This is a genomic window from Pseudonocardia yuanmonensis, from assembly GCF_039542425.1.
Taxonomy (GTDB): Bacteria; Actinomycetota; Actinomycetes; order Mycobacteriales; family Pseudonocardiaceae; genus Pseudonocardia; species Pseudonocardia yuanmonensis.
The window spans coordinates 1-17,235 of record NZ_BAABIC010000042.1; the positions used below are offsets into that span (position 1 = coordinate 1).

The 17,235-nt window shown below is 71.7% G+C and carries 17 protein-coding genes and 1 pseudogene; 7 read left to right on the forward strand and 11 right to left on the reverse strand.

Features of this window, described 5'->3' with window-relative positions; all coding sequences use genetic code 11:
- The first annotated feature begins 434 nt into the window (after positions 1-434).
- On the forward strand, positions 435-1,493 hold the full coding sequence (locus tag ABD990_RS33495) for an AMP-binding protein (protein ID WP_345384831.1): 1,059 nt from the start codon (positions 435-437) through the stop codon (positions 1,491-1,493).
- On the opposite strand, the gene ABD990_RS33500 is transcribed toward ABD990_RS33495, so the two are convergent.
- The 8 genes from ABD990_RS33500 to ABD990_RS33535 all read right to left on the reverse strand — a co-directional run bounded on the left by ABD990_RS33500 (position 1,473) and on the right by ABD990_RS33535 (position 9,239).
- Positions 1,473-2,873, reverse strand: a complete 1,401-nt coding sequence (locus tag ABD990_RS33500; protein ID WP_345384832.1) for an APC family permease — start codon at positions 2,871-2,873, stop codon at positions 1,473-1,475. The two genes, ABD990_RS33495 and ABD990_RS33500, sit on opposite strands and share 21 nt — an antisense overlap.
- Positions 2,874-2,981: 108 nt before the next feature.
- A complete protein-coding gene (locus ABD990_RS33505; protein WP_345384833.1) occupies positions 2,982-3,725 on the reverse strand; it encodes an SDR family NAD(P)-dependent oxidoreductase in 744 nt (247 codons plus the stop codon).
- 31 nt (positions 3,726-3,756) lie between these two features.
- Positions 3,757-5,310 (reverse strand): GMC oxidoreductase, encoded by a 1,554-nt coding sequence (locus ABD990_RS33510; protein WP_345384834.1) that lies wholly within the window; start codon positions 5,308-5,310, stop codon positions 3,757-3,759.
- Between the two features lie 29 nt (positions 5,311-5,339).
- Entirely contained in the window at positions 5,340-6,248 is a 909-nt protein-coding gene (locus tag ABD990_RS33515) for a cyclase family protein (protein ID WP_345384835.1), read from the reverse strand.
- Positions 6,245-7,066 (reverse strand): glucose 1-dehydrogenase, encoded by an 822-nt coding sequence (locus ABD990_RS33520; RefSeq protein WP_345384836.1) that lies wholly within the window; start codon positions 7,064-7,066, stop codon positions 6,245-6,247. The genes ABD990_RS33515 and ABD990_RS33520 overlap by 4 nt, the downstream gene beginning before the upstream one ends.
- Positions 6,984-7,757 (reverse strand): cation:proton antiporter domain-containing protein, encoded by a 774-nt coding sequence (locus ABD990_RS33525; RefSeq protein ID WP_345384837.1) that lies wholly within the window; start codon positions 7,755-7,757, stop codon positions 6,984-6,986. Before ABD990_RS33525 ends, ABD990_RS33520 begins: the two co-directional genes overlap by 83 nt.
- Positions 7,721-7,900, reverse strand: a complete 180-nt coding sequence (locus ABD990_RS33530) for a hypothetical protein (protein WP_345384838.1) — start codon at positions 7,898-7,900, stop codon at positions 7,721-7,723. The genes ABD990_RS33525 and ABD990_RS33530 overlap by 37 nt, the downstream gene beginning before the upstream one ends.
- Positions 7,901-7,904: 4 nt before the next feature.
- Positions 7,905-9,239, reverse strand: coding sequence for a dihydrolipoyl dehydrogenase family protein (locus ABD990_RS33535; RefSeq protein ID WP_345384839.1), 1,335 nt, complete (start codon positions 9,237-9,239; stop codon positions 7,905-7,907).
- Positions 9,240-9,334: 95 nt separating this feature from the next.
- Between ABD990_RS33535 and ABD990_RS33540 the strand changes: the two genes are divergently transcribed.
- Genes ABD990_RS33540 through ABD990_RS33550 form a run of 3 tightly spaced genes read left to right on the forward strand, consistent with a single transcriptional unit; the run spans position 9,335 to position 13,725 of the window.
- The gene (locus ABD990_RS33540; protein WP_345384840.1) at positions 9,335-9,541 is read left to right on the forward strand and encodes a hypothetical protein; all 207 of its coding nucleotides are present in this window, start codon (positions 9,335-9,337) and stop codon (positions 9,539-9,541) included.
- Between the two features lie 55 nt (positions 9,542-9,596).
- Positions 9,597-11,435, forward strand: coding sequence for a glycoside hydrolase family 15 protein (locus ABD990_RS33545; protein ID WP_345384841.1), 1,839 nt, complete (start codon positions 9,597-9,599; stop codon positions 11,433-11,435).
- Positions 11,436-11,487: 52 nt separating this feature from the next.
- Positions 11,488-13,725, forward strand: coding sequence for a winged helix-turn-helix domain-containing protein (locus ABD990_RS33550; RefSeq protein WP_345384842.1), 2,238 nt, complete (start codon positions 11,488-11,490; stop codon positions 13,723-13,725).
- On the opposite strand, the gene ABD990_RS33555 is transcribed toward ABD990_RS33550, so the two are convergent.
- Complete coding sequence (locus ABD990_RS33555; protein WP_345384843.1) at positions 13,722-14,324, reverse strand: RNA polymerase sigma factor; 603 nt, start codon at positions 14,322-14,324, stop codon at positions 13,722-13,724. The genes ABD990_RS33550 and ABD990_RS33555 overlap by 4 nt on opposite strands.
- A 250-nt stretch (positions 14,325-14,574) precedes the next feature.
- Between ABD990_RS33555 and ABD990_RS33560 the strand changes: the two genes are divergently transcribed.
- Positions 14,575-14,844 (forward strand): hypothetical protein, encoded by a 270-nt coding sequence (locus ABD990_RS33560; protein ID WP_345384844.1) that lies wholly within the window; start codon positions 14,575-14,577, stop codon positions 14,842-14,844.
- Positions 14,845-15,016: 172 nt separating this feature from the next.
- Here ABD990_RS33560 and ABD990_RS33565 read toward each other — a convergent pair whose 3' ends face one another.
- Entirely contained in the window at positions 15,017-15,433 is a 417-nt protein-coding gene (locus ABD990_RS33565) for a glycosyltransferase (protein WP_345384845.1), read from the reverse strand.
- A 510-nt stretch (positions 15,434-15,943) separates the two neighbouring features.
- Between ABD990_RS33565 and ABD990_RS33570 the strand changes: the two genes are divergently transcribed.
- Entirely contained in the window at positions 15,944-16,150 is a 207-nt protein-coding gene (locus ABD990_RS33570) for a helix-turn-helix domain-containing protein (protein ID WP_345384847.1), read from the forward strand.
- A gap of 15 nt (positions 16,151-16,165) precedes the next feature.
- A pseudogene (locus ABD990_RS34610) lies at positions 16,166-16,597 on the forward strand (IclR family transcriptional regulator); the annotation flags it as partial.
- Positions 16,598-16,723: 126 nt separating this feature from the next.
- On the opposite strand, the gene ABD990_RS33575 reads toward ABD990_RS34610, so the two are convergent.
- Positions 16,724-17,235, reverse strand: a 512-nt coding sequence (locus ABD990_RS33575) for a 2-keto-4-pentenoate hydratase (RefSeq protein ID WP_345384846.1), incomplete at its 5' end; no start/stop codon positions are given.

A 17,235-nucleotide genomic window follows, 5' to 3' on the forward strand; every position in this document is an offset into this window, starting at 1 on the left:
AACTCCTCCGCCGAGCGTGTCGCCTCACTACCGGCCTGGCTGCACGGCTACAACCACCACCGGGCCCACACCGCGCTCGGCGGACACCCACCCGCCCACCGCGTCAACAACCTCTGCCGCGGGGACACCTAGCAGCTGACAGCGACATCGGCTGCCGCCGGCAGCGGAGACAAGGGAGGGGAAGGCATGGCAGCGACACCGAGCGACTCGCGTGCCTCAGCGCGTGAGCCGAGGAAGCGCAAGCTACGAACCGTTCAGATGATCTTCGCGGTCGCCCGAGCATGTACGGGCACCAGCAGAGCTGTACGAACAGTGCGTGGGTCGTTCGTGCGCCACACCAACGAGGCAGCTGGCCCGTTCCCGAAGGGGACACAGACCCTGCTCCCGCTGACCTCATCGGACCTGCCGAGTAGCCATTCCTTGGAGGAGCGACGATGACCAACCTGGCCGCGAACCTCGCCGCGACCGCCCGCGAGCACGGCGACCGCCCTGCCGTGAAGCTCGACGAGTATGTGCTGACCTACGCCCAGCTGCACTCCGCCGCCGCGGCCGTCGCCGGGGACCTGAAGGAGCGCGGGATCGAGCCGGGCGACCGGGTCGGTCTGGTGCTGCCCAACGTGCCCGCCTACCCGGTGCTGTTCTACGGCGCGCTGCTCGCCGGTGCGGTCGTGGTGCCGATGAACCCGCTGCTCAAGGCCCGCGAGGTGGAGTACTACCTGAACGACTCGGGCATGTCGCTGGTCTACGGCTGGGACGGCTCGGGCGATGTGGTGCCCGAGGCCGCCGCGGCCGTCGGCATCGAGCTCGCTCATCTCGCCGACCCCGACATCGCTGCGGTGCTGACCACCCGTGGCTACCGCCTCGAGTCCGCGAGAACGTCCTCGGCCGAGCCCTCGGTCGAACGCTCGACGGAAGGCCCAGGCCGCCGGCACCGTCCGGCATCAAGGTCCGTCGCAGCGCCGGACGACGAGTTCGAGGCGTGGTTGAGCGTGGTCGCCGACAGCGTGGCCCGGCCCGACGTCCAGGGCGTGCCCTGGCACGAGGAGTTCCCGCGTGAGATCTACGAGCTGGCCGAACGTGACGCCGCCCGCGCCGGCGTGCTGCGCGACGCCGCATTCCGCGACGGCCGGCTCGCGGGCGGAGCGAGCCTCCGCACATCACCGTCGGCATCGCGCAGTTCGCCGGCGCCGCGACGACACCCGCACACCGCCGGCACGGCATCCAGACCGCGCTGCTCCCGGCCCGCCTCGCCGACGCGGCCGCCGCGGGATGCGACCTCGCCTTCATCGTCACGCAGCCCGGATCGAAGTCCCGGCAGAACGCCCAGCGACGCGGCTTCGACCTGCTGTACACCCGTGCGATCCTGGTCGAGCACCTGCCGACCCGAGCACCAGGGAGTACGTGACCTGATCGGCCGGCAGGCCACACGACCGCCGGGCCCTACCGCGCCCCCGCACACGTCTGCAGGAGGCTCACCCTTCCGGTTCGGGTAACGCACCCCGAAGCCGGGCGCGGTCGATGAAGACGAAGAGCCCCCCGAGCACGAGCCAACCGACCACCACGACGGGAAGCACGGTCACCGGTGGCCAGATGGTCTGGACGAGCACGGCGACGGCGATCAGCGCGCCGACGAGCGGCAGCAGCAAGCGACGGACCGGACCGTGATTGCGCCAGTGGTGCCTGGCCGCCGCCAGGTTGGTGATCGTGTACATGACGAGCAGGTTGAGCACGCCGATGGTGGCGAGGGCGAAGAACATCCCGATCGGTGTCGCGCCGGCCAGCCGGAACCCGGAGATGAAGATCAGGCCTATGCCCATCTCGAGGCCGAGCGCAGCGCTGGGCGCACCGGAGCGTGGTGATACACGGGCGAGGATGTGGGGGAGCAGGCCGTCGCGGCCGAAGGCGAACAGGGTACGCACGGCGACGAGCACACAGCCGAGCCCGGCTCCGACGGCGCTGATCACTGCGACGGCGTAGAGCGCTGCGGCAAGCCCTGGGCCTGCATACGTGGCGGCGAGCTCACCGAGTGGCGCCGACGAACCCGCGAAGCGGGCGACCCCGGCCGGATCGGTACCGAAACCCCAGCTCTGCACGGCGATGCAGGCGACATAGAAGATAGCGCCCGCGGTGATGGTGGCCAGCATCGCCCGGGGGACGACCCGACGTGGGGCGCAGGCCTCCTCACCGAGCGAGCCGGCCGACTCGAAGCCGGCGAAGGCGAGGAACGCGGCGGTCGCGGCCAGGACGAGCGCGGAGACCGGCACACCGTCGGGGAGGGTGAACACGGCGACGTCGATGTGCTGGGCGGCCGGGGCCGAGCCGGTGGTGATCGCGTGCACGATCACCGCCATCAGCGCGAGGATCAGCAGGACCGCGGCGGCCTCGAAGACGAGGAGCGCCCGGCTGGTCGGTCGGATACCGCCGGCGGCGAGCAGCCCGACGACGAGCCAGCCGGCGAGCGCGAGCAGGTACCAGTCGGGTGGGTCGACGCCGAGGGTACGCAGCAGCCCTTGGGCAAAGGTGGTGATCCCCGCGACGGAGACCCAGGGGAACACCAGATAGGTGCCCAGCAGGACCCAGCCGGTGAAGGCACCGAACCGCGGGCCGACGCTGTGCCCCACGAAGGCGTACACGGACCCCGCGTGGGCGAATTCCCCGGACAGGCTGATGAACCCCGCACTCACCGCCAGGACGAGGGCCGCGGCGGCGACGAAGGCGAGCGGGGCCGCACGGCCGACGAGACGGGCCGGTTCCGGGCCGACGACCGACATCGCCAAGGTCGGCGCCATGACCCCGATCGACACCGCCGCGGTACCCCAGAACCCGAGCACGCGCCGTAGGGAGCCTTGATCGGCGGTGGACGATGCGGCCATCGTCGGTCCTCCCGGTCCCGCCGGCCGGCCTCCGGGAGGACCGGCTCGTGCGGGTCGTCTCGTCGTGCAGGGTGCAGTCCCGACCCGGAGCGCCATCATGGGTCCGTCTCACCGCGCCGTGTAGCCCCCGTCGAGGGTGAGCACGGCGCCGGTCGGGTAACGCGCTCGGGCGAGCCAGAGCACGGCATCGGCGATCTCCTCCGGCTCGGCTAACCGGCCGAGGGGAACATCTGCGAGCAGACCGTCACTGACGGGAGTGGCCTCCGGTCCGGCCAGCCCGATCATGGCGGTCCGGGTCACCCCGGGCGCGACGGCGTTGACGCGGATGTGGTGGGGGGCCAGCTCGAGCGCGGCACAGCGGGTGAGGCCGTGCACGCCGTGCTTCGCCGCGGTGTAGGCGCTGTTCCGGGCCATCCCCACCTCGGCGAGCATCGAGGAGGTGTTGACCACGGCGCCGCCGCGACCCTGGGCGATCATGTGTCGGGCCTCGAACTTCAGACACCGCCACACACCGAGCAGATCAACGGCGAGCACCGAGGCCATGTCCTCCTCGGTGTACTCCCAGAGCGGGCGGACCGGCCCGGCGATGCCGGCGTTGTTGTGCGCAACGTCGAGCCGGCCCAGCTCGTCGACCGCTCTCGCCACCATCGTTTCGACCTGCAGCGGGTCGCGGACATCGGCGACGATCGTGACGATCCGCTCGTCGTCGTCGACGAGGGCGGCCAGCCCGGGGGCGTCGATGTCGCAGGCCGCCACCCGGGCACCGGCCGCGGCGAACGCGAGCGCGCTGGCGCGGCCGATGCCGGACGCTGCGCCTGTGACGAGGACCCCGGCGTCGAACAGCTCGTTCATGCCGGCATCGCTCGGTGCGGGCGACGCGGTGTTACACCGGCGCCACCGCGGCCCGGGCCGGAGCGCCGAGCCTCTCGGAGAGGTGATCGGCGACCCGCAGTGCGTTCGCGATGATCGTCAGGGTCGGGTTCACCGCCGAGCTGGAGACGAAGAAGCTGGAGTCGGCCAGGTACAGGTTGTCCAGGTCGTGCATCCGACAGTCCACGTCGAGGGCGGACGTGCGCGGGTCGGTGCCGAAGCGGGCGGTGCCGTTCTGATGTGCTACCCCGGAGATCCCGAGGCGACCGCCGCGATAGCTGTAGTTCTCCAGCACCTGATCGCGGCACTGCATGGCGTCGAGCAGTTCCACGAACCGTCGGCGCAACCGCGTGTGGGCGGAGAGGTTCGTGGGCCGGTAGCGCAGCGAGATGCCCCCGTCGTGATCGATGCTGACCTGGTTCTCGGCGCGAGGCAGGTCCTCCGTGGTGAGCCAGAAGTCGAGCGCGTGGCGGGCGAGCTCGGCCGGGTCGTCGGCTTCCGGGGCGTCGAAACCGATCAGGACCGCGTCGGACTTGCCCAGCATCTGCATCGCACCGAGCGGATAGGGCCAGTCGTCGTCGGCGCGAGGGTCGCCGAAGTAGAAGTCGTTCACCCCGATCGTCTTCTGGAACCGCGTCGGATTCGGGATCTTGGAGAAGGCGATGAGCGACGAGTTGTTGTGCATCATCAGATTGCGCCCGACGACGCCGCTGGAGTTGCCCAAGCCCTGCGGGTGTCGAGGCGAGGCGGATCGCAGGAGCAGTGCGGCGGAGTTGATGGCGCCGGCGGCGAGGACCACGATGTCGGCGGAGTACTCCTCACGCCGCCCGCCACGGGTGAGGATCACGCGTTCGACGCTCCGGCCGGAAGGGCCGGCTTCCAGACGGTCGACACGGGCGCCGGTCAGCAGGGTGACGTTGCCGAAGGCCAGCGCCGGATCCACGCAGACGACCTGGGCGTCAGCCTTGCCGTTGGTCAGGCAGGGGTAGCCGTCGCAGGTCGCGCAGCGTACGCAGGCCGACGTCTGTGGGCGGGCCTCGTCGATCAGGATTCCGTTGGGCAGGGGGAACGGGTGCATGCCCGCCTTGTGCAGATCCGCATGGAGCTGGGCGATCCTCGGCTCGTCGGTGATGGGTGGGTGCGGGTAGGGCGCGACGGAGGGCGGGTCGTCCGGATCCACTCCGCGGGCGCCGTGCACCTGGTAGAGGTGTTCGGCGCGGGTGTAGTAGGGCTCGAAGTCCCGGTAGTCGAGCGGCCAGGCCGGGCTGACGCCGTCGACATGCGCGACAGCACCGAAGTCACGCTCGCGCATGCGGAAGAGGATGGCGCCGTAGAACTTCGTGTTCCCGCCCACGTAGTAGTGCTGTTTCGGCGTGAAGCGTTTGCCGGTGTCGGCATCGGTCCATCGGCCGGCGTTGTTGTAGCGCCCGTCGAGCCAGATGGCGCGCGGGTCCCAGTTCTCGATCTCGCGGGGCAGGTAGTCGCCGCGTTCGACGAGCAGGATCCGCAGGCCGGTGGGGGCGAGGGCGTAGGTGAGAGTGCCGCCTCCGGCCCCGGAGCCGATCACGATGACGTCGTAGTGCTCCATTGCTACTCCTAGGTGATGGCGAGTGGGGCGACCCACGCACCGGTGGCGCCGCGCGGCTTGGCGTGCGCGACGACGAGCAGGAACTCGTGCACACGGTCGCGGGCCAGCGCGTCGAGCCGCAGGTTCTCGGCGACGACGACGCCGTGGCGGGTGTTGAGGATCTGCGGCACCTTGAAGGGTTCGTCGGGGTCTTCGGGCGGGTAGGGGCCGAAGCTCCAGGTGTCGCATCCGGTGAGCACGATGCGGTGGTCGGCGATCCACTGTGCCAGGGCGTGTCCGGGTCCGGGTTCACCGTGCGCGTAGGCGTCCGGGTCGGCGTCCCACAGGACGCCGTGCCCGGTGTGGAACAGCACCGCGTCGCCGGGACGGACGGTCAGGTGGGCGGAGGCGAGAGCGGCTTCGGCGTCGGCGACGGTGACCACCTCGCCGGGCGCGAGGCGGCCGACCCCGCGAATCGCGGCGACGTCGAGGCACAATCCGCGGGTGACGACCTGCGGGAGAGTGTCGATGCCGAGCTTGTCGGTGCCGTAGGGCGTGCGGATGTCGGCCAGCCGGTGCCCGTTGTAGGCGCGGTCGCCTTCGTGCAGGTGGTTGAGCCCGTCGAGGTGGGTCCCCATCTGTTGGGTCGCCGTGATCTCCTCGACCACCCAGTGCACCTGGTTGCGGCCCACGGGCGGCTGATCGGGCTGGAGCACCTGGGTGAAGGCGCGTCCAGAGAAGGCGGGCATGTCGGCGTGGAGGACATGCGCGAGGTCGTAGACGCGGCCCGTCCTCACCAGTCGCGCCGCCTCGACCACCGCGCGGGGGCCGATCTCGTTCAGGGCCCCGGCCTGGTCCCCGGCGCCGTAGCGCGATGGCCACCACTGGTCGGCCGACGAGGCGGCGGTCGTCCGGGGGTAGGTGTCGGCGGCGCTCATTCCGAGGACCAGGTGGTCTCGAACGACGGGTACAGGGTCAGGCCGCCGTCGACGAAGAGGGTCTGGCCGGTGATGTAGCCGGCCTCCGACGAGCAGAGGAACGCCGTGACCGCCGCCATCTCCTCCGCGGTGCCGGCCCGACGCATCGGGATGTGCGCTTCGACGGCCGCCCGTCGGACCGGGTCGTCGATCCATGACTGGTTGATCGGGGTGACCGTCGCCCCGGGCCCGATTCCGTTGACCCGGATCCCGCGCGAGGCGTATTCGAGAGCGAGGGTGTGGGTGAGGTTCTGCATGCCGCCCTTCGACACCGAGTAGCCGACGAAGCGTGGCTTCGGGATCACCTGGTGCACGCTGGAGACGTTGACGACACAGCCGGGCGCGGAGGCGGCCAACCAGCCGCGGACGGCCTGCTGCGCGCACAGGAACGCCCCACGCAGGTTCACCGCGAGGACCCGGTCGAAGTCGGCGACGTCGAGCACGTCCGTGTCGGCGGCGATCTGGATGCCGGCGTTGTTGACCAGGATGTCGATTCCGCCGTAGCTGTCATGGACCTGGGTGAACATCTGCTCCACCTGGGAGGCGTCGGAGACGTCCGCTGCCACCAGGATCGGGTGTGTCCCGCTCGCCGAGAGCTGCTTCATGCACTGCTGCACGCCGTGCTCGATGGTCTCCTTGGTCGCCTCGGCGCCCTCCGGCGGCCCGACGTAGTTGATGGCGACGTCGACACCCTCCTCACCGAGTCGCACGGCGATCGCCTGGCCGATTCCCGAGCTTCCACCCGTGACCAGCGCCCTCTTGCCCGTCAAGCCCTTCATGAGGTCCTCCTCCGTGTGCGGGACTCACCGAACCGACTCGGCGGTGGCCCCGACCGTTACGCCCGCCCCGCCTCCGAGGGGTCCGGCTCCTTGGTCGAGGTTGTGGTCGTTCGTGCGCCGCGCAGTACCGCCAGGGCCGCGGCGGGGAGCCCGGCGGCGACCAAGGCGGCGCCGGTCGCCGGAGAGAGCACCCCGAGCTTCTGTCCGATGGCCACCGCTGCGGGGGTGAACGGCAGGGACGTGGCCTGCAGGAATGCGGCCGCCAGTGTCTGTGCGTGCCCGTGCTGCGCCGGTGAAGCAGGGCCGGTAGCCCGCGGACGAGGATCAGCGCCACCACGAACAGAGGTACCTGGACCACGGCTGCCGCAGACCCGAAGAGCGCAGCCGCCGCGATGACCAGTTGACCAGCCTGGTTCATGATCTGGCCGGCGTCCTCGCGCACCGGCACGACCAACCCGAGGGACGTTGCGCAGAGCACGATGGCCACGAGTAGCGGGGCGCGGGTGAGTCCGAAGCACGCCAGGGCGAAGCCCACACCGGCGGCGAGCACGAACGAGACCGCGAATCCGATCAGGGCCAGCCCCAGCGACTGGCCCCGCAGGCGGTGGACGTCGATCTCCAGCCCGGCGAGGAACAGCAGGAACGCCAGGCCGATCAGGGCCAGGACCTCGACCGGCTGGTCGATCTGCACCCGGCCCAGCGCCGAGGGCCGAGCTCGACACCGCTCAGGATCTCCAGTACCGGGAAGGGGAGCCGCAGCGCCGGGAACAGCCGCACGACCAGCGGTGCGGCGAAGGCGACCGTGGCGACGATCAAGAGGTTGATGAATTGCACGACCTCACTCCTGCTCGAGGGCGGCGAACGCGTCGAGCACGCCGCGGTGGAAGGTGGGGTACGCGAGGATCATCGAGCGGAGCGTGCGGATCGGGATCCGGGCGTGGACGGCCAGTGCGAGCATGCCGATCACCTCGCCTCCTGCCGGGCCGACAGCGGTCGCGCCGACCAGCAGGCCGCGCCCGGCGTCCACCACGAGCTTGACCAGCCCGGCGGTACCAGGTCCGTGGACGAAGCCGCGTGCCGACGCGGCGACGGGTGCGCAGCCCACGAGCACCCGCAGACCCGCTGCGCGCGCGGCGGCCTCGGTCAGCCCCACGGACCCGACTTCCGGATCGACGAAGGTCACCCGGGGCAGGGGCGCGTCTGCTGCCTCGACGGGTTCACGCCCGAGAATGTCCGCGACGGCGATGCGCGCCTGGTGCACGGCGAGATGAGTGAAGGCGCCGCCTCCGGTGACGTCGCCCACCGCCCACAGCCCCGGTGCGGCGCGCATGCGCGAGTCGACGGGTACCGCCGGGCCTTCGAGTCCGTAGTGCTCCAACCCGAGCCCGCGCGCGTCCGGTCGGCGACCGACGGCGACGAGCAGCTTCTCGGTACCGAGGACCGTCCCGTCGTCCAGCGTCGTCTCGGTCTGCCCGTCGGTGGTGGCGACCGAGACCGCGCGCCGGCCGGTGCACACCTGCACTCCGTCCGCTCTCAGGGCCTCGGCCACGACCGCCGAAGCGTCCGGCTCCTCCGCGGGAAGCACCCGATCGGCACCCTCGACGACGGTGACGGAGGTGCCGAACCGTGCGAACGCCTGGGCGAGCTCCAGCCCGATCGCTCCACCGCCGAGTACCAGCAGGGAGCTCGGAGCGCCCTGGGCCGCAATCGCCTCCCGGTTGGTCCAGTAGCCGGCTGCGTCCAGGCCCGGGATCGGCGGGCGGACCGGGCGCGCTCCGGTCGCCACGACCACACCGACCCGCGCGTACACGATCTCGTCGCCGACCCGCACGCGCGCCCGATCTTCGACCCTCGCCGAGCCGCGCAGGAACCTCCCGCCGGCCTTCTCGAACCGGGCCACGGCGACGGCATCGTCCCAGTCGTCCGTGGCCTGCTCACGGATGCGGCGGGCAACGGGCGCGAGGTCGGCCTGCACGTGCGCGTCTCCTGCAAGCATCGGGACCCGCCGGGCCTCGGCCAGCGCGTCGGCTGCGCGGACCAGCATCTTGCTCGGGATGCAGCCCCAGTACGGGCACTCCCCACCCACCAGCTCGCGTTCCACCCCGACGACGTCGAGTCCGCCGGCGAGCAGGCCGGACGCGACCTCACCGCCGCCGGGACCGAGTCCGATCACGATCACATCTGTGTCGCTGTGCGTCATGGCGGTGCAGAGCGCATGCTTCCGGCGACTGTTACGTCTGGAGTTGTGCGGGAGTCTGAAGCGTCGCCATGACAACCTCCGACGGTGGTGAGTGCCCGCGAACGGCCGAGCAGGTCGTCGCGCTGCTCGGGCGTGCCTTCGAGCCCGAGGTGGTCGACCATCTGCGTTGCTGCCCGACCTGCAGCCGTACCGTCGAGCTCCTGCGGGCCGAGCCCGGCGTCGGCCCTGATCTGGAGCTGCGGCTGCTGCGGGTGTTCCGGGACCGTCTCGAGTAACGGTCAGCCGGTCGGCCGTGTCTGAGGGGCGAAACCAGACCCCAGGAGGACACCGATGACCACCCCGATCGCGGACTACGCCCTGTTGTCCGACCGGCACACCGCTGCCCTGGTCAACCGGACCGGCTCGGTCGACTGGCTCTGTGCCCCCCGGTTCGACTCACCGTCGGTGTTCGGGCGGATGCTGGACCCACGGGCCGGGCACTTCGTCGTCTGCGCCACCGACCCGGACGCGGAGGTCGGCCGCCGTTACCTGGACGACACAATGGTGTTGGAGACGACCTGGAGCGGCGCGGCCGGCACCGTCGTCGTGCTCGACGCGCTCGCCACCGGGGCCGCCGACGATCCCCACGCCCTCTGCGCGGCCGCGCCGCGACTACTGGTCCGCTCGGTGGAGTGCACCGCCGGCATCGTCGAGGTCCGGATCGAACTCGCGCCCCGCCCCGAGTACGGCCTCGTGACGCCGCTGGTCTCGATGGTCGAGGGGGGCGTGCAGGTTCGCGGCGGCGCGGACGTGCTGGTGCTCTCCGCCCCGGTGCCTCTGCAGGTCGCCGGCGCGGCCGCGATCGGCACCGTGGTGCTGCGGGCGGGGGAGCGGGTGACGCTGGGGCTTCAGCACCGCACGACGTCCGAGCCCTTCCCCGCGCCTGTGCCCGAGCCCGAACTGGAGGAGGCGCTGCAGACCACGATCGAGGCCTGGCGCACCTGGTCCCGCGTCCACCAGGGGTACCAGGGGCCTTGGCGCGATCTCGTGCACCACAGCGGCCGGGTGCTGCAGGCGTTGTCCTACCATCCGACAGGTGCGGTGGTCGCAGCGCCGACCACCTCTCTGCCCGAGCAGGCCGGCGGCGAGCGCAACTGGGACTACCGGTACGCCTGGGTACGCGACGCCAGCCTCACGCTCGAGGCCCTCTGGGTCGCTGCGTGCCCGGACGAGGCCCACCAGTTCTTCGACTACCTCGCCGCCAGCTCGGCGGCACAGGTCCTCGGCGGTGACGACCTCCAGATCATGTTCGGCATCGGAGGCGAACACGATCTGACCGAGCGGGAGCTCGGCCATCTGGCGGGCTGGGGGGAGAGCCGACCGGTCCGCGTGGGCAACGGCGCCTGGAGCCAGCGCCAGATCGACGTCTACGGGGAGTTGCTCGGCGCCGCGCACCGGCTGGTCGCGCAGCTCAACCCCGAGCACCCGGGCGCGACGGCGTGGCGGGAGTTCCTGATCGGCTGCGCCGATGCCGCGGCCCGACGCTGGCAGGAGACCGACCAGGGGATCTGGGAGGTGCGCGGGCAACCACGGCACTTCCTCTACTCCAAGCTCATGTGCTGGGTCGCGCTGGACCGCGCGATCGCGATGGCCGCCCTACTGCGCGCCGAGGACCGGGTCGACGGCTGGCGCGCGGCCGCCGAGGACATCCGCGAGGCCATCCTCACGCAGGGCTGGAGCGACACCGCCAAGTCGTTCACCCAGTCGTTCGGCTCACCCGACCTCGACGCGTCGAACCTGATGATCGGGCTGGTCGGCTTCCTCCCGGCGGACGACCCACGGGTGCTGGCCACGATCGACGCGGTCGCCGAGCGGCTCACCGACGCCCGCGGGCTGGTCTACCGATACCGAACGGAAGCCGGCGCGAACTCCGACGGGCTGGCGGGCGAGGAGGGCACCTTCCTCCTGTGCACCTTCTGGCTCGCCCAGGCCCTCGCCATGTCCGGTCAGATTGAGCGGGCCCGGCAGGTGTTCGACCGGGCCGGCCGCTACGTCAACGACGTCGGCCTGCTCGCCGAGGAGGTCGACCCCGAGTCCGGGGATCTGCTCGGCAACTTTCCCCAGGCCTTCAGCCACATCGGGCTGATCAATGCCGCCTGGGCCATCGCTCGGGCCGAACAGACCGGCTGAGGGGGCCAACCGCATCCTGGCCGCGTGCACCGACCTACGGCAGGCTGGCCCGGTGACGGTGCTCACCGAGGGGCCGGTCCTGCTGGCCACCAAGCTGCACCCCCCGGCGGGGCGCGGCCTCGTCCGCCGCCCCCGCCTGGTGGCGCGGCTCCGGCCGACCGAGCACCGACTGACCGTGGTCGACGCTCCCGCGGGCTGGGGCAAGACCTCGCTGCTCGTCGACTGGATGGACGCCTGCGCCGAGAGCGTCCGGGTGGCCTGGCTCGCACTGGACCCAGGTGACAACGACCCGGTCCTGTTCTGGAGTTATGTGATCACCGCGCTGAGGGGGTGCGTCCCCGAGGTGAGCCAGCAGGCCATGGCTGCGCTGCGCGCCGGCCCCCGCGCCCTGCGGGACGCGGCGCTCCCGTCGCTGCTCAACGAACTCCTCAGGGTGGATACCCCGGTCGTGCTGGTCCTCGACGACTACCACACGATCACCGATCGCATGGTCCACGAGACCGTGGCCCTGCTGATCGAGCGCCTGCCGCGGACTGCACACGTACTCGTGTCCACCCGCTGCGACCCGCCACTGCCCCTGGCCCGCATCCGAGCCGCGGGAGAGCTGTCCGAGCTGCGGGCCGACGACCTGGCGTTCACCGACGCTGAGGCCGCCACGCTGCTGAAGGACGTCCACGGCCTGACGCTCGGCTCGCCGGACGTGCACCGGCTGGCCCGGCGGACCGAAGGCTGGCCGGCCGGCCTCTCGCTGGCCGCGATCTCCTTGGCCGGCCTGTCCCGAGAAACTGCCGGAGCGTTCATCGACGAGCTCACCGGGTCGGATCGCTACATCCTGGACTACCTGTGCAGCGAAGTGCTGGCCCGGCTACCGGACGCGCTCCGCGACTTCGTGCTCCGCACCTCCGTCCTGCGTCGCCTGTGCCCGCCGCTGTGCGAGGAGCTCACCGGCCGGGCCGATGCAGCCGCGATGCTCGACCAGGCCGAGCGCGCCGGCATCTTCGTCGCCCGGCTCGGCGGAGCCGGTCCGTGGTACCGCTATCACCGCCTGTTCCGTGAACTGCTCGAGCACGAGCTCAGCCTGGTCGAACCGGCCGCGCTCCCCGAGCTGCACCGCAAGGCGGCTGCCTGGTTCGCCGGTGCCGGCTCGGTCAGCGAGGCGATCGAGCACCTCGCGTCCGCCCGAGAACCGGGCCGGGCAGCCGATCTGGTCGCGGAGAACTGGACCGTCGAGTTCAACGCCGGCCGGCTCGCGACGGTCGAGGCCTGGCTCGACGTCCTTCCCCCCGCCGCGGTCCGCCTCGACCCGCGGCTGTGCGCAGCCCGTGCCTGGCTCCTGCTCGACCGAGGCCAACTCGACGAGGTCGATCCCTGGCTGGCGGCCGGGGAGGCGGCCGCTGCGATCGCCGAGGACGGGGCGCCTCGGCTGGACGCCCGACGTGACCTGGCCGTCCTTCGTGCCGTCCACCGCTTCAAGATCGGTGACGTGGGGGCAGCGGCGAGCACGGCCCGCCGTGTGCAGGAACTGGACTCGGGCGGACCGAGCTTCGTCAGCACCGTTGCCCACCTGCTGCTCGGGCTGACGGCCTATTGGCAGGGGCGCTACGCCGCGGTGCGACGGCCGCTCGGCGAGGCGGTGCGCCTCGCTCGGCACACCACGAACCCGCTCGCCGAGACGTATGCGCTCGGCTACCTCGCGCTGGCCGCCGTCGAGGCCGGTCAGTTGGCGGAGGCCGCCCGGATCCTGCCGGTCGGTGAGGAACGGATCGTCGACCCGGCCGTAGGCGAGCACTTCGTCGCCTGCCTTCCGCATCTCGCGCGCGCAACGCTCCTCGGAGCCACGGGTCAGCCCCAGGCGGCTGCCACGTCGGCGGCCCGTGCCGTCCAACTGGCCCGCCGCGGAGCTGGACGGCTGGAGATCGCGCTCGCCCTTGTCGTGCAGGCCAGGCTGGCCGGTCCGGACAGCGAAGCGACGGCGCTGCTCGACGGCGCCGCCGCGCTGCTACGGGGCTGCCCTGATCCCGCCCGGTTCCCGAGAACGCTCGCCCAGGCGCGACGCGCCCGGCCTGGCCGGAACGCCGGCCGCGTCGAGGACGAGGAGTCAGGTCTGTCCGAGCGCGAGCGGCAACTTCTCCCCCTCCTGGCCGGCACGCTCTCCCAGCGAGAGATCGGCGCCGTGCTGCACCTGTCGCTCAACACCGTGAAGACCCACACCCGCCTGCTCTTCCGGAAGCTCGGGGTGTCGTCCCGGGGCGACGCCGTGGCCCGAGCGCGCGAACTCGGGCTGCTCTAACCCAGGCGACCGGCCAACAGACCTCGCAACCGGACACGTCCGCGGTGCAGCAGAACCCGCTGGTTCCCCGGCGAGATCCCGAGCGCCTCGCACACCTCACCGGCCTCCCAGCCTTCGACGTCTCGCAGGGTCACGACGATCTGCTGGCGCTCGGGGAGCGACCGCAGCGCGCGTCCGATCGCCCCTGCCACCTCCGCCGCGAGTAGGCGACACTCCGGCTCGCCGTCGGCGCCGTCGGTGAGGAACTCGTCCCACCACTCGGCGTCCGCAGCCACGCTCGACCACGGCACGGTCCGGCGCTCCCGCCCCCCTCTCGTACGGGCGATGTTCACCAGGATCCGCATCAGCCACGTCTTGAAACTGGAGCGGCCCTCGAACCGGCCGACATGTCGCAGCACGGCGATCCAGGTGTCCTGGACCACGTCCTCGGCAGCCGCGCGGTCTCGCACGTACGTGGCAGCCACTCGCAACATGAGCGGCGTGTAGCGGCGGACGAGGACGAGGTAGGCGTCCTCGTCGCGGGCAGCCAGCCCCTCGACGAGGCACGCATCCGGCACCTCGGCGGTAAGCGGGAAATCCAGCGAGACGGTGACCGACATCGATGACCTCCGGCGCAGCTCGAGGCCACCGAGCCTGCAGGAGGGGGCGGCGCGAGTCAGCGTCGTGCAGGGCTCTCACCCGGGTGAGAGGGGGAAGGTGACAGCCCTGTCGTCGACACCTCGTCCGATCGGCGCCTGCCGGCTTCCTACGCCGCGAGCGGCGGATCGAGGAAGGCCGGATCGAGAACTCGGCCGCTGAGATCGTGGCCGCGTTGACGCTGACGAAGGCCTCCATCGCCTGCTGGTAGCCGTGCACCTGACCGATCAGCTGCTGCAGCTCGGGCGGTGGTGGCTCGAGGGTCGCCATCGTCGAGGTGAACTCGTAAAGGGGCATGACCTGAGCGTCGCGCGCAGCGTGATGGGTGCCCAGCGCCTCGTCGTAGGCGCCGACGCCGCTTCAGACGTCGTGCAGGGCAGCTGCCACGGACTCGGCGTCGCGGAACGCGTCGGTGATGTCCTGGGCGGTGATCGGATCTTCGCCCCGCCGGTACCCGGCACCAAGATGCAGCTCTGCCACTGATGTGACCCGGACGCGCCGCGGCCCGTCTTCTCGGGCTACAGCAGGGCGGCGGCTAGTGCGCTCCGCCGGCGCCGGTCACGAACTGCGCCATAAGCGCGGTGCATAGCCGTGGCAGTCGTCGGGAGGTCGTCCCGGCGTACCTCCCGGCGGCGGGACGACCGAGATGACGGGCTCACGTCCTTGCATGGTCATCGGCCGGTCGGGCGAGGTTCTCGAGTTCGGTGACGCCGGCCGTGCTGTGCGCGTCGCTTGTGATGCGCTCGGCTAGGTGACGGGACCGCTGGGTGAACGACGGGTCGTCGAGCAGGCGGCGGATTGCGGCTGCGATCGTGGTGGGCTTGGCGGAGGGCTTGAGCCGAACGCCGATCCCGGCGGCGACGACGCGGGCGCCGTTGTTGGGCTGATCGCGGCCGAGCGGAATGACCAGCTGGGGCATGCCGGCGGCGGCCTTGATGACGGTGCCGTGACCGCCGTGGCTGACCACTGCGGCGCAGTGCGGCAGGATGTCGCGGTGCGGGGCGGCGGCGACGACGCGGACGCGGCCGGTTCCCGGTATGTCGGCAGGGTCGATCTCGGGGCGCGCCACCACCGGGGCTCGGCGGCACCGTCGCGCTCGCGCCGATAGCCGAACTCGGCGAGGCCCACCGAGCAGCGTTGGGGGACGGCGCGGTTTGGGACTTCCTGGGCACCGACCCCGACTCCCGTCGAGACCTCGACCCGCCCGAACTGGGCTCGCCGCGCAGGCCGGGCACAATCGTCCACGGTGAGGGGGACGCGATTGTGCCGTCGGTACCGGCGCACCGCGACGCCGACGTCCATCCGGGGACCGAGGTCGTGATCGTGCCCAGGGCGGGGCACTTCGCGCTGATCGACCCGCTGTCGCCGGCGTGGCCTGCGGTCCGCTCACGGCTGCTCGAGGCTTCGTGAACAGGCGGCCTCGGCGCACCGTTTCGTCCGAAGGTTCGCCTCGCCCGGCTTTTCAGCGCATAGTGGCTCGTCCCTTCGTCAGACCGAGCTGAGTGTTCCATTCGCTTCTCATCAGGGACGATAAGCCGTGCGATCCGCTCAGCAAGACATTCCGGTGTCGGTGATCGGTCGGGTGTCGAGCGTGTTCGACGCGTTCGGCGCCGAGGACACGGAGCTGCGCGTCGGTGAGATCGCGCGCCGGACCGGGCTGGCGAGGGCCACCGCGTCGCGGCTGGTCGCCGAGCTGGTCGAGCACGGGTTCCTGGAGCGCTCGGGGCAGAGCATGCGGGCAGGGTTGCGGTTCTTCGAGCTCGGTGAGCGGGCCGCTCGGCCACGGTAGCTGCGGCAGCCGGCGCTGGCGAACATGGCGGACCTGCGCAACGCGACCCGGCATACCGTCCGTCTGGCCGTACTCGACGGTACCGGGGTCGTCTACGTCGCCAAACTGCGTAGCCGGGCCGCGCCGCCCATGGGGTCGCGGGTGGGCGGCCGGTTGCCGGCTCATGCCACCGGGGGGCAAGGCGCTGCTGGCGTGGGCGGAGCCGGCGGTGGGGCGGTCGTGGCCGGCGGCCTGCCGGCCCTCGGGCCGATGACGATCACCGACGAGGCCGTGCTGCGGGCCGAGCTGGAAGCGATCCGCGAGCACGGCGTCGCCTACGAACGCGAGGAGTCGGGGCCCGGGGTGTTGTGCGCGGCGGCTCCGATCATGCCGCCGCAGGAGGCGGTGATTGCAGCGTTGTCGGTGACCGCGCCCGTCGGTGACGTCGACGCGGTGCAGTTGGGCATGGCGGTGCAGACCTTGGCGAACGCGCCGGGACGGGAGGCGGCCCGGAATCCGGCCTTCGCCCGCTTGTCGTGGGCCGACCTGCGCCGAGCGGCCGGGGACCGGTCAGCGCAGGTCGGGAACGGCCGCTCAGCGGCAGGCGAGCTCGATCGCGCCCAGCCGGTCGATCGAGGCGGTGATGACGTCACCGGGGCCGACCGGGACCGCGGCGGTGAGCCCGCCGGACAGCACGATCTGCCCGGCGGCGAGGCCTTCGCCGTCGGCGGCGAGTTGCCGGGTGAGCCAGGCGACGGCGGCGGCGGGGTGGCCGAGGGAGGCCGCGCCGGAGGCGGTGGCGACCACCTGCCCGTTCTTCTCCAGCACGACCCCGACCAGGCGCAGGTCGATCCCCGTGGGTGCGACGGGGGTGCCGACGACGAATCGGCTCGCGGAGGTGTTGTCGGCGACGACGTCGGCCATGGTGAAGCCGTAGTCGACGAACCGGGAGTCCAGGACCTCGATCCCGACCGCCACCCCCGAGGAGGCGGCGACGACGTCGGCTGCGGTGACGTGTGCGCCCTGCAGGTCCCGGCCGAGGGTGAACACGATCTCCGGCTCGCACCGCGGCTGGATCAGCGCCGAGGTGTCGAGTGGTTCGCCGA

Coding starts and splice junctions, on each gene's coding strand:
- ABD990_RS33495 (WP_345384831.1), top strand. CDS start 435: ATGACCAACCTGGCCGCGAACCTCGCCGCGACCGCCCGCGAGCACGGC.
- ABD990_RS33500 (WP_345384832.1), bottom strand. CDS start 2,873: ATGGCCGCATCGTCCACCGCCGATCAAGGCTCCCTACGGCGCGTGCTC.
- ABD990_RS33505 (WP_345384833.1), bottom strand. CDS start 3,725: ATGAACGAGCTGTTCGACGCCGGGGTCCTCGTCACAGGCGCAGCGTCC.
- ABD990_RS33515 (WP_345384835.1), bottom strand. CDS start 6,248: ATGAGCGCCGCCGACACCTACCCCCGGACGACCGCCGCCTCGTCGGCC.
- ABD990_RS33520 (WP_345384836.1), bottom strand. CDS start 7,066: ATGAAGGGCTTGACGGGCAAGAGGGCGCTGGTCACGGGTGGAAGCTCG.
- ABD990_RS33540 (WP_345384840.1), top strand. CDS start 9,335: ATGACAACCTCCGACGGTGGTGAGTGCCCGCGAACGGCCGAGCAGGTC.
- ABD990_RS33545 (WP_345384841.1), top strand. CDS start 9,597: ATGACCACCCCGATCGCGGACTACGCCCTGTTGTCCGACCGGCACACC.
- ABD990_RS33555 (WP_345384843.1), bottom strand. CDS start 14,324: ATGTCGGTCACCGTCTCGCTGGATTTCCCGCTTACCGCCGAGGTGCCG.